We start from the raw sequence: 11,569 nt of genomic DNA, 5'->3' as shown, positions 1-11,569 counted from the left end.
TTCAAGAAATGAAAAAAATATTATTTACAATATTTATGACCTTGGTAGGACTTAATGCGCCAGCTATTGCGAAAGAAGTATCAGCGATCAATGGTAGTTCTCATTTAACCAAAGGAGAATATGACTCTTTAAAAGTTAATGGGCATCTTACATTTAACGGACTTGTTATCAAAGATTTGCTTATTGTTAATGGAAGCATTCATGGTAAAAACTTAGAATGCAAAACCGTAAAATCTAATGGATCTTTTGATGTTGATGGGCTTCAAGCTAGAAATGTTGAAAGTAATGGTTCATTTACAGGGAAAAATATTGAGATTATAGGGGAAGCGGTATTTAATGGTGGTGTCAAAATAACCAATGGGAAGTTAAATGATATCAAAATTGCGACCATGCGTACTACTTTTACCAACACTGTAGTTAATGGTAATATTCTTTTTAAAAAAGTAAATAATGGCAAGGGGTTTTTGGATTTTGTATCCAATCAATCGTCAGTACAAGTTTTAGAATTAAAAGGTAGAAGCCTTATTATTGGTGACCTTATTTTTGAAGAGGACGGCGAAATACATCTTTTTGACCTGGCGGAGGTTAAAGGAAAAATTGTTAATGCTAAGGTAATACAAAAATAGTTTTTCCTATAAACTTCTAAGCTTAATTTATACGACTGGTAGTGCTATTCCCATTTGGGATTACAGTTTTGGGTTTAGCCATAATTGGTGCATGGGAGCATATTTAGGTTGCGAAGATGAAGATAAATTTTATTTCATGTTTCAGCAAACGCTTATTGCCCACCGTTATTTAGTAATACCACTTTTTTAAGATAATAGCTTTTGTAAGGCCTGTTCTGAAAAACTATCCCAATGGTAAAGTGCCGATAAATTTTGATAAAAATCTAATCCGCCTTTGTCCCAAATCAGTTTTGGGCAAAAATGAGCTTGAAAAGCTCTGATCACGTTACTAGTCTGGCTGTCAATTTTACCTGATATATTTAGCTTGTAACCTAGTGCTCTCAAATCTTGTTGGAAGTTTGCAATTTCTTTTCCTTGCTGCCCAAATTTATATAAAATCGTATTTGCCAAATCCTGGGAGTATTCTAAATTATGCCAACAGCCAAGACCTTGGTTTGCTAGCAACTGCCAATCAAAAAATATGCCAGGGTCAATTTTTCGGTCTGGAGCTATATCTGAGTGCCCAATTACGTTAGCAGGGTTAATATTATGTTTATTAACTAAATAACTGCATAGCTCTATACATGATTGCATTTGAATAGCAGAAAATTCTGCTGTTCCGGAATTATCTATTTCTATTCCCAGGGAATGATGATTTAACTGGGTAAAATTTTTCCAACTGCTTTTTCCCGCATGCCATGCTATTTTGTAATCATCAACTAGCTGCAAAACCTTCCCATCTTCTTTAATTAGATAATGAACACTTACCTCAGATTTAATATCTGTAAGTCTTGCTAAGGCGTCTTGAAGTGGTATTTCAGTATAGTGTAAAATTATATATTCTATTTTGCTTGTCCTAAGCGGGTAATTAGGAGAGGAAAATTTAGTATTTATATACATAATTATCTGGATTTAATTGTAGCGAATCGTTATTATAGCCATCGTTATTAACTAAATTGAGATAAATTGTGGCCGAAACTGAGGTAAAAAAAAATATAAAATCTGAAATAACGTCATTATTATTAGTTATTTTATTTGCTCTATCAATTAGAACATTTGTTATAGAGTTGTTTTTTGTGCCTACTCCTTCTATGCAGGCCACTATTCTAAGGAATGACTATATTTTTTCAACCAAATATAGTTATGGTTTTAGCCGATATTCCATTCCTTTTAGTCCGGATTTATTTAAGGGAAGGGTTCTTGCTTCCGTTCCAGAGAGAGGTGATATTATAATAATGCGCCCGCCTCATGATATGACTACCCGTTATATAAAACGCTTAATTGGCCTTCCTGGAGAAAAAATAGAGATAAAAAAAGACGTAACTTATATAAATGATATTCCTGTAGAAAGAGTAAAAGTAGGGGAGTATTTTGATGAAACAAATCAGGAATACGTAAAATATAAAGAAACTTTTCCTAATGGTTTAAGTTTTTATACTTATAAACTAAAAGAATTGGACGGAATAGCTGAAACCGGACATAGTGATTTTGGGCCTTATATAGTTCCAAAAGATCATTTTTTCTTTATGGGGGATAATCGTGATCAATCGGGAGATAGTAGATATCAGCTAGGTTTTGTGTCATTTGAAAATTTAATAGCTAAAGCCCAATTTGTCTTTTTATCGACAAAAGAAATTTTTTGGGATGAGAAGCTGGGGATTTTAGATCAATTAGCCAGGTTCTGGACGTGGTTATCTTCAGTTAGGTTTGATCGGTTATTTAAAAGCCTGTACGATATAGATAAATAGAAATACTTTAAGAAAAAAAGTTATCCTACCCATACCGGTAACTTAATGGTATAAATAGCAAATAATGGACAGATTTTACAAAGAGGATATTACAAAACTGGAGCAGTTAATAAATTACCGATTCAAAAATCCTGAGCTTATTTGTGAAGCTTTAAGCCATCCATCCCTCAAACAGCATGAATCCGATTGGCGTAAAAATTATGAGCGCTTTGAAATACTTGGTGATGCTATCTTAGGTTTTCTTATTACTGAAATGGTATTTAATATTTACAATAAATCTGATGAGGGAGGCATTGCTAAAATAAAATCGTATTTAGTAAGTAAGGAGACAATTTGCTGTGTTGCAGAAAAAATTAATTTAGCAAATTTTATAATTATGACTAAAGGTGAGGAAGAATCTGGGGGGAGAGTAAATCCAAATAATATTGAAAATACCATGGAAGCCGTGATCGCTGCTGTTTACCTTGATGGTGGTATGGAAAATATAAAAGCCATCGTTACAAAATTATGGTCGGAATTTTTATATGATTTTGATTTAAATAAGGTTGATCCTAAAACATCTTTGCAGGAATGGTCTCAAAGTCAAAAATATGGAATGCCGTATTATGAGACAATAAGTAAGTCTGGACTTGCCCATATGCCTCAGTTTACGGTTCGAGTATCAGCGGGAGCTTATAAAGAAATCGGTAATGGAACTTCTATAAAAAGCGCTGAAAAAGAAGCCGCAAAAAAACTGTTAAATAAAGTATTAAATAGTGAAAACTAGCTTTTCTATTATTGTAAAAATAAGCAAATCAGTAAAAGCTATACTTAAAATTTTTAGCAGCAAAAAATAAACTTTATAAAATATGTTAAAACCAGAAGAGCAAAAATTACTTTCAGTGTGCATTATTGGTAAACCAAATGCCGGAAAATCTACTCTTTTAAATAAGATAATCGGTCAAAGAATTTCAATTGTTACTCCAAAAGTCCAGACAACCAGGTCTATCATTACCGGGGTTGTCACTATTGGAGACACGCAACTGATACTATTTGATACTCCTGGTATTTTTAAGGCTAAAAAGAGGCTTGAAAAAGCCATGGTCAAATGTGCCTGGTCTACTTTAAACAGCGCTGATATAATTGTCCTTATTTTAGATAGCGGAGCAAAAATCGATGAAATGATGGACACTATTATCTTAAGGATTAAAGAACTGGGTAAAAAAGTAGTTTTTTTATTAAACAAAATTGACCTCCACCCCAAATACTACCTAGATAACTTAAATTATTTGATTAAAAACTGTCCAGATTCCCACAAATTTAATATATCTGCTTTAACTGGTCACGGTATAGATGGTTTTATTGAATTTCTAAAAAATAATGCGCAAAAAGCAAATTGGTTATATGAAAAGGATGATATAACCAATTTATCTATGCGTTTTTTGGCATCGGAAATTACTAGAGAGCAATTATTTCTGAAGCTTCACCAGGAATTACCTTATAATTTAACTGTTGAGAACGAAAGCTGGCAAAATAAATCGGACGGCTCAGTGAAAATAAACCAAACTATAATAGTTTCCAAGGAAAGTTATAAAAATATGATCATTGGACAGAAAGGGGAAAAAATCAAAGAAATTGGCACTAAAGCAAGGATTAATATTGAAGAATTGTTGGGTGTAAAAATTCATTTATTTCTTTTTGTTAAAGTTAGAAAATCCTGGGAAGAGAATCCTGAACTTTATCGCTCTATGGGGTTAAAACCCTGATATAACAATCATCGCCTGAATACTCCTGATTTTCCTAATAACGAAAATAATACAACATCGGAATTGTTCTAAATAGATGAGGCTCATTAAAAATATTAGCTGATTTATTCAGTTTGTGGTATAGATTGCTGATTTATTAAAATGGCCAAATTAATTTATTCATAATGATATGTTAAATAAAGCAAAAAAGCATAAACAAACTCTTATCCTCTTCATTATTTTTGGTCTTTCCTCAATAATGTGGTACTTGCCGGTTTCCGAAGCTTTACCTGAAAACGGCTGGCACTTACTGATTATTTTTACTGCTACTATAGTTGGTATTATCTTAAATCCTTTACCTATGGGAGTTATTGCCTTACTTAGTGTTTTAGCTTGTGTTCTTACAAATACATTATCATTGGCAGAATGTTTGTCTGGATTTGGGGATAGTATAGTTTGGCTGATTGTTTTTGCCTTTTTCATTTCTCATGGTTTTATTAAAACTGGATTAGGCTCTAGAATTGCCTATTATGTCCTATCTAAAATAGGTCATAGTACCCTTGGTATTTCTTATGCCCTGGTTATTGCCGATTTTGTTCTATCGCCTCTTATTCCTAGTGCTTCCGCAAGAGGAGGTGGTATAATTTTTCCTATTGCAAAATCAATTTGTAAATCTTTTTCCGATGAAGAACACCCTGGTATTTCTTCTAGAAATGGTGGTTTTATTATGAGTGTTTGTGCGCAGTCTACGGTTATTACCAGTGCCTTATTTGTTACGGCAATGGCAGCTAATCCGCTAGCAATAAAATTTGCAGCGAGCGCTGGTATTACAATATCTTGGACGGATTGGGCGTTAGCAGCAATTGTCCCTGGTATTATCTCTTTAGCAGTAATGCCGTTAGTTGTCTATTATCTTTATCCCCCTGCAATTAGGTATTCGAATTCTGCTCCGCAAATCGCTAGAGAAAAATTAGATGCTATGGGTAAAATTTCCCTACAGGAAATTATTATGATGGCGGTGTTTGTAATTTTAATAGCATTATGGATTAATGGCTCTAAATTTGGTTTGTCTCCGACTACTGTAGCGCTAATGGGTTTATCTATTTTACTGGTTACTAAAGTAATTAATTTTGAAGATAATTTAGCCGATAAGGGAGCGTGGCACACTTTTATCTGGTTTGGAACATTAGTTATGTTGTCGGATTTTCTCTCTAAATTTGGCCTAATGACATGGATTGGAGGTAAATTGCAATTTCTTTTTATGAGTAGTTCGCCGATAAATTCATTAATTATATTATCATTAATTTACTTTTACATTCATTATCTTTTTGCAAGTACTACTGCTCATATTAGTGTGTTGTTACCGACATTTTTAGTTTTATTTATTAATGCAGGAGTACCGGGGTTAATGGCAACGTTAATTTTGAGTTTCCTATCTACTTTATCTGCTGGGCTAACCCATTTTGGGCTAAGTAGTACGCCAATATTTTTTGGTGCCGGTTACATGAGAACCAAAGACTGGTGGTATATAGGGCTAGTAACAAGCATAATATATCTGCTAATTTGGGGAGGAATAGGCGGAATGTGGTGGAAATTATTAAATTTATGGTAATCCTCTATAGATAAATATTAATTTTATGCTGAAATAGTGATTCAACAAACGCTATAATAACTAACTTTTCAGCTCCAAGATGCAATTCTTATTAAAATTTTGATTAATTGTGCTAAGCTTGGGTTTTAACAATATTTAGCCCTTGTGATTTTTATGAAAAACATATCTTTGTTTTTAATGCTGATTTATGTTTTTGCTTCTTTTTCATCTTATGCAGAAATATATAATCCTGAAAGTATCAAGGAAATAAAGGATATGGTAGGAGAAATATTTGAAAAAAGAAACCCACAAAAAATTTTATTCATATTCCCTATTGAAGGTTTTATTTTAAGATCTACACATCCTGCTATGCAACCACAGGATCAAAATTTTAATCCGCTACTAAAAAAAGCTTTTAGTAAAATTGATAATTCCAAGGGGCTTTATATAAATCCATTGATACTAACTCAGTATCCAACCGAACTCGGAGATAAAGAATTACCTGATTTAGTAGATTATATTCAAAAGAATAAAGCGCTTTTGATTATTACTACTTCTAATGTTACCGGAGGAATTAATAATATAGATGCTATTGATGTATGGACTTATAATTATCTAAAAAACAAAAAAATAGACCTAACCGAAGGAGTTTTTGCTAATACACATTTTATTTTTAATAAAGAGCTGAAAAAAGTTGCCGGTACTTACCCTACTTTTTACCAAGGTTTGTTAAGCTATAATAGTAGTAGTGAAAATAATTCGGCAATTCAGGTTTTAAGCACGTTTCTGGCAACAAAATTAGAAAAGTTACCTGATATAGTAGTAGCGGTTTCTTCCAATGAAGTTTTTCTGCAAGCTTTGGAAAAGCAGTTGAAAATACTAAAAAACGATAATGAATTTTTTGGTATTCTTTATAAACTCCCGCCTCTAGAAACTAAAGAAATTTTTCCTGAGGAGTATTTGCAATTTTGGCAGGAGTTTGTAAAGAAACTGAACCAGACTAAGAGAAAGCAAGTGGACGTAAAATCGGAGAACCCTTATGAAGAATAAGCTTAAGCTGTTGTTTATTGTGGTAGTTTTCACATTTTGTGGTACAGCTAAAGGAGAGATTATTCCAACCTATTCCGTGGATTCAATAACTATTAAAAATCTTGATAAACTAATTGACGAAAATACTATAGTATTTATAGAGCTTGACGACGTTTTGGTAATGCCAAAATCAAAAATGTTTTACTACGGTGATAATCCTTATCGTCTTTTTATTTATGAACTATTTAGCTTATCTAAAACAAATCCTCAATATTTGAATTTAATTGTCAAATGGTATCAAATGCGTAAATTGATGCTGGTGGAGGAAGGCTGGAAAAATTTTATTGAAAATTTAAAAAAAAGAAAAGTACCGGTTTACGCTTTGTGTACTATGCCAATTCAAATAAAAAATATTGAACCAAAAAGGCTTTCGGAGCTCAAAGAACTCGGTATAAGTTTTACTGAAAAAATCAATGATAAAGACATTATAGAAATCGAGAAAAAAGAAGATCATACTTCAATTTTTTATCATGGCATAATTTTTACTGGGGCTTCTGCCAAGGCTAATGTTTTATTGAATTTTATAAAAGTTGCTAATATTTCACCCAAAAAAATTGTAGTGTTTGGTAACTCCCAGGCAGAGCTTCAAGCTATAGAAAGCAATTTTTATAGATTTAGAATCAATTTTTATAGTATTCTTTATTTAGGGGCAAGGAAATTTGTTGATATTCCTGATCCAAATGTAATTCGTTTACAACAACAAATGCTTTTTGATCAAGAAAAATGGTTAGAGGATGAAGAAGCCGAAGCTTTGCTAAAGCGAACTGCCGAACAAAAGGATTTACCTGAAGTAAAAGAGGAAAGGAAGTAATTAAATCTAATATTTCTTTCTGTAATAAGGTTGGTAGGTGCAAGAAGATTGCTGATGCTCCTGTAGACTATTGATGAACGCTAAAATGGTGGAACAAAAGAAACAAATTGATTCCGATTATTTCAATTAAAAATAACCTCCACCTCTTAAGTTTAAATAACTTATGTCTTGAAGCTAAAGATAAAAAGAGAAATAACTTAATTGTCTGGGCCTTTGTTAATAAATATCTGGAAGTCTTAGAGAAGCTTATATTTATAAAAGGACTATTAATTTTTTAAAGCAAGGGCTTTACATCCTAAGTATTTTGGTCTTATAATATGTATGCTCTGTATGGGCTATGGTAATAAACGTTATTTGGAATAGAAGTTGCGGACTCGGGGGCGGTACCCGACGCCTCCACCAAGCTTTATGGGGGTGAAATAGGATCGACGTGCTTAATAAAGGAATAATTTTTACCCGGTATGATACCACCGAATCCTTGTGATTTAGGGTCAAAAAAAGTAAATGCAAACGATAATAACAATCGTCTTGCGGCTGTTGCTGCTTAATCGTAGTAACTAAGCCACGGGGCTGGGGGCTTGCCTGGCAACAGAAAAGCCCTAATTTAATTTATATGTATGTTATGACATTTGATTATCGACATTTGATAGATAAATCAGTACTTGATATTTTAAAAAAAATACTTGAGGACATACAAAGTAATGGAATTTCTGATGATCGAAGCATTTATATATCTTTTCGTACTAATGCTCAAGGGGTTGTGTTATCGAAACCAGTTAAGCAAAAATATCCCAAAGAAATTACTATTATTTTACAGCACCAATTTAAAAATCTAACAGTTTTAGATGAAAAATTTACAGTCAATATTACCTTTAGTGGAATAACTGAAACAGTTGAAGTGCCATTTAATACTATAACGAGTTTTTTAGATCCAGCAGCCAATTTTGGATTTCAGTTTGCGGTGTCTAATGAGGCTAAACTCGGTAAAAGCAATTCTTATGTAAATAAAGCAGATATTTTACCTTCAAAATTTAAACTTACTGATAATAAAAAAGCTAAAATAAATAATAAAGAAGCGACAGTTGTAGCTTTTGATAAATTTAGAAAAAAAAGTGAAGAAGGGAGTGTATATTAAATGCCGCCAAAACCGGTACTTAATATATACACAGACGGGGCTTGCTCCGGTAACCCTGGACCAGGAGGATGGGGAGCATATCTAGAGTATGGAGATGGAGAGGATGGCTCAAAAAAAATAACTAAAGAGATTTTTGGTTATAGCCATGAAACTACTAATAATCAGATGGAAATAGTAGCTGCTATAGAAGCATTGAAAATACTTAAAAAACCTTGTACTGTCAATCTGTATACTGATAGCAAATATCTTCAGCTGGGAATTACAAAATGGATTCACAATTGGCGTAGGAATAATTGGCTTAAAAGTGACAATAAACCCGTTAAGAATGCTCAGCTATGGCAAAAATTGGAAGAGGAGATTGCTCTTCATGTTATTATATGGCATTGGGTAAAAGGTCATTCAGATAATTATGGTAACATAATAGCTGATAGGTTAGCAGTTAAGGGTAGGGAAATGGCAAGGTGGGAGAAGATAAATGTCGTTCATAGATAAGTTTTTAGCGAAGATATGGGCTAAAAAAATAGGGAAAGATGATTTTGGTAATGAATATTATGTTAGTTGTTTTAAGAACCACCTAGGGAGGAATAAAAGATTAGTTATATATAACGGTCTTGATTTATCTTCTAAAGTGCCTCCTATGTGGCATGCTTGGCTTCATTATATGACTGATGAAGTTCCGCTCGGTAACAAAAAGAAGTTTGAGTGGGAAAGAGATTTTGAGCCTAATTTGACAGGTACAAAATATGCTTATGAACCGTCAAAAACAGGGGATAAATCGCCTGTTTATATTAAGTGGAAACCGTAAATAATTCGAGATTTTTATGAAAGAGAGAGTAATTGAAACTGTTGTAGGTTTTATTGTTATTTGTGTAGCCATATTTTCCTTTATGTTTTTTTACAAAATCAGTGATTCTGGGGAAGATGGTGAGGGTTATTTTTTAAATGCTTATTTTCAAAATATTGAGGGTGTTGCAGAAGGTAACGACGTTAAACTTTCTGGAATTAAAATAGGTTATATTGATAATGTAACTCTTGAAAATGGTACTTATTTTGCTGTTGCACGGCTAAAGATCAAAAAAGGGATAGATATTCCTTCTGATTCAAGAGCTATAGTATCTACTAGTGGATTACTTGGTGGTAAATATATAAGAATTAACCCTGGATCTGCTGATGATAATTTACAAGAGAACGGTAAGTTTAAATTTACACAGTCTTCGATTAATATAGAAGATCTAATTAGCAAGCTAATGTATTCTTTAACTAGCAAATAGCTTAGTATAGTTCTTTTGAATAATTAACTATTTTTCGTAAAAACTATTTGCTCGATTTTTTAGTCTATCTTTTTAAAGAGAGGTAATAGAGGAGTGGATTTTTTTGGTTTACTTCTCATGGTAGATCATGGTGCTATATGGAGGTTGATATTCATACTTACTATTAAAGAACTTTTATCATACTGATGGTTGCAACATTATGAAAATAGACTTCTCCGTTTTCTTTAAAACCAAACTGTTTATAAAAATCCAACAAAGCTTTATCACTTATGTGGAGTCTTATTATTTTTGCTTTTTGGCTATTTTTTACTTCATTAATAACCTGTTTTACCAGTTCTTTCCCGTAACCACGATTCCTGTATTTCTTAATAACGGTTACTCTAGCTAAATCTGCTATACCGTTTTCATACATTATTCTAGTTATGCCAATTATCTGTTTTTCATATACGAGAACGTAATGATGGGCTTTTATATCAATTATGCTAAACTCTTGCGTAATTTTTCTCCGATATTCACCGATATAAACTTTATATCTAATAATCAAATAAGTTGCTAAATAACCTAAATTATAAAAGTAAACCGGTTTAAGTAATAACATAACCTTAGGGTATTTCTGCCTTTTGAGTAAAACTAGGATTATTTTTATTTATATATGATAAAATTCTTAGATTCTATACTTAAATTTATTACTTATAGATTCAAGTTATCTTGCTTTATGAGAAATCCAGCTATTAAAGCATCCTGCTTTTTCTTTTGCTCATTTCTGTTAAGTGAGAAAGAAATTAAATTAACATTAATTTCTTAATACTTTTTTAATTAATATTAGCTAGAATTATTATATAGTATTTGTAGGACCAACTCACCTTCAAGAGTACCATAACAAATACTATAAATTAATTTACGGTTTTTAAGCTTCTAAGGTGTTTTAATTTTATAGAGGGGGAGTTATGTTTGAGCTATTTATGATGGTAACTAACGGTATTATGTGTATGTTAAGTTCTATATCTTTTAGCAAATTAATATACGATAAATATAACTATTCCAAGCTTCCTAACCTTCTGGTAAATCACGATGATAATCATCACAGGGTAGATCATCATGACCACAAGGAGTTGGTTAGGGGAAATATCGATTACAGAAGCTCATACTGAGTCTTAAGCAAAAGCTATATTATTAGCACAACGATTATCTTATAGGAGCTGGGATCTATATTAAATCTGCATTGTATGGATTCCAGTTTTCGTTCTTGATATTTAGAATTTTATAATTACTTGAGATACCTTTAACGAGAGTAATTGCTTTTTTTGGTATCGACCATTTACGTGATAAAAAATCTATGATTGCTTTATTAGCTTTTCCATTTTCTGGAACTTCTTTTACAGTTAATTTTAGATACCATATGCCGTCTATGTAAATTACTCCATCAATGCTATCCTGCTTACCGCTAGCTTTTACTTTTACATAAAAATTGAAGCTTTTATTGCTTAAAGGAAGGAAAATTTCTTTATATTTATCCATTTTACTTGCCTGGTAAG

At 32.2% G+C, this 11,569-nt stretch carries 15 protein-coding genes and 1 other RNA gene; 13 read left to right on the top strand and 3 right to left on the bottom strand.

Features of this window, described 5'->3' with window-relative positions:
• Positions 1-8: 8 nt before the first annotated feature.
• The gene (locus N3Z16_RS01030; protein WP_282486407.1) at positions 9-626 is read left to right on the top strand and encodes a hypothetical protein; all 618 of its coding nucleotides are present in this window, start codon (positions 9-11) and stop codon (positions 624-626) included.
• 186 nt (positions 627-812) lie between these two features.
• Here N3Z16_RS01030 and N3Z16_RS01025 read toward each other — a convergent pair whose 3' ends face one another.
• Entirely contained in the window at positions 813-1,565 is a 753-nt protein-coding gene (locus N3Z16_RS01025) for an N-acetylmuramoyl-L-alanine amidase (protein ID WP_282486406.1), read from the bottom strand.
• 65 nt (positions 1,566-1,630) lie between these two features.
• Here N3Z16_RS01025 and lepB point away from each other — a divergent pair, with 65 nt between their 5' ends.
• The 11 genes from lepB to mlaD all read left to right on the top strand — a co-directional run bounded on the left by lepB (position 1,631) and on the right by mlaD (position 10,034).
• Positions 1,631-2,413, top strand: a complete 783-nt coding sequence (gene lepB / locus N3Z16_RS01020; protein ID WP_410519625.1) for a signal peptidase I — start codon at positions 1,631-1,633, stop codon at positions 2,411-2,413.
• A 64-nt stretch (positions 2,414-2,477) separates the two neighbouring features.
• Positions 2,478-3,179 (top strand): ribonuclease III, encoded by a 702-nt coding sequence (gene rnc, locus N3Z16_RS01015; RefSeq protein WP_223938928.1) that lies wholly within the window; start codon positions 2,478-2,480, stop codon positions 3,177-3,179.
• An 82-nt stretch (positions 3,180-3,261) separates the two neighbouring features.
• Positions 3,262-4,158, top strand: coding sequence for a GTPase Era (gene era, locus N3Z16_RS01010; RefSeq protein ID WP_282486404.1), 897 nt, complete (start codon positions 3,262-3,264; stop codon positions 4,156-4,158).
• A 169-nt stretch (positions 4,159-4,327) separates the two neighbouring features.
• Positions 4,328-5,749 (top strand): DASS family sodium-coupled anion symporter, encoded by a 1,422-nt coding sequence (locus N3Z16_RS01005; protein WP_223938926.1) that lies wholly within the window; start codon positions 4,328-4,330, stop codon positions 5,747-5,749.
• Between the two features lie 153 nt (positions 5,750-5,902).
• Positions 5,903-6,778 carry a hypothetical protein gene (locus N3Z16_RS01000; RefSeq protein ID WP_282486403.1) on the top strand — a complete coding sequence of 292 codons (876 nt, stop codon included), beginning with the start codon at positions 5,903-5,905 and terminating at the stop codon, positions 6,776-6,778.
• Positions 6,768-7,628, top strand: a complete 861-nt coding sequence (locus tag N3Z16_RS00995) for a DUF2608 domain-containing protein (RefSeq protein WP_282486401.1) — start codon at positions 6,768-6,770, stop codon at positions 7,626-7,628. Before N3Z16_RS01000 ends, N3Z16_RS00995 begins: the two co-directional genes overlap by 11 nt.
• A gap of 284 nt (positions 7,629-7,912) precedes the next feature.
• Positions 7,913-8,232: a transfer-messenger RNA gene (ssrA, locus tag N3Z16_RS00990) on the top strand.
• 18 nt (positions 8,233-8,250) lie between these two features.
• Positions 8,251-8,763 carry a ClpXP protease specificity-enhancing factor SspB gene (locus N3Z16_RS00985; RefSeq protein ID WP_223938923.1) on the top strand — a complete coding sequence of 171 codons (513 nt, stop codon included), beginning with the start codon at positions 8,251-8,253 and terminating at the stop codon, positions 8,761-8,763.
• Positions 8,764-9,255 (top strand): ribonuclease HI, encoded by a 492-nt coding sequence (rnhA, locus tag N3Z16_RS00980; RefSeq protein WP_223938922.1) that lies wholly within the window; start codon positions 8,764-8,766, stop codon positions 9,253-9,255.
• Positions 9,239-9,568 carry an NADH-ubiquinone oxidoreductase subunit NDUFA12 family protein gene (locus N3Z16_RS00975; RefSeq protein ID WP_282486400.1) on the top strand — a complete coding sequence of 110 codons (330 nt, stop codon included), beginning with the start codon at positions 9,239-9,241 and terminating at the stop codon, positions 9,566-9,568. The genes rnhA and N3Z16_RS00975 overlap by 17 nt, the downstream gene beginning before the upstream one ends.
• Before the next feature lie 16 nt (positions 9,569-9,584).
• A complete protein-coding gene (gene mlaD / locus N3Z16_RS00970) occupies positions 9,585-10,034 on the top strand; it encodes an outer membrane lipid asymmetry maintenance protein MlaD (protein WP_223938920.1) in 450 nt (149 codons plus the stop codon).
• Between the two features lie 163 nt (positions 10,035-10,197).
• Here mlaD and N3Z16_RS00965 read toward each other — a convergent pair whose 3' ends face one another.
• The gene (locus N3Z16_RS00965; protein ID WP_223938919.1) at positions 10,198-10,632 is read right to left on the bottom strand and encodes a GNAT family N-acetyltransferase; all 435 of its coding nucleotides are present in this window, start codon (positions 10,630-10,632) and stop codon (positions 10,198-10,200) included.
• Between the two features lie 349 nt (positions 10,633-10,981).
• Here N3Z16_RS00965 and N3Z16_RS00960 point away from each other — a divergent pair, with 349 nt between their 5' ends.
• Complete coding sequence (locus N3Z16_RS00960; protein ID WP_282486398.1) at positions 10,982-11,185, top strand: hypothetical protein; 204 nt, start codon at positions 10,982-10,984, stop codon at positions 11,183-11,185.
• A 55-nt stretch (positions 11,186-11,240) separates the two neighbouring features.
• On the opposite strand, the gene N3Z16_RS00955 is transcribed toward N3Z16_RS00960, so the two are convergent.
• Positions 11,241-11,552 carry a DUF167 domain-containing protein gene (locus N3Z16_RS00955; protein WP_223938917.1) on the bottom strand — a complete coding sequence of 104 codons (312 nt, stop codon included), beginning with the start codon at positions 11,550-11,552 and terminating at the stop codon, positions 11,241-11,243.
• Between the last annotated feature and the right edge of the window lie 17 nt (positions 11,553-11,569).

The organism is Candidatus Megaera polyxenophila, assembly GCF_029982035.1.
GTDB lineage: Bacteria > Pseudomonadota > Alphaproteobacteria > Rickettsiales > Rickettsiaceae > Megaera > Megaera polyxenophila.
Note: the sequence above shows the minus strand (reverse complement) of the source record. Positions and strands in the feature narration are given on the sequence as shown.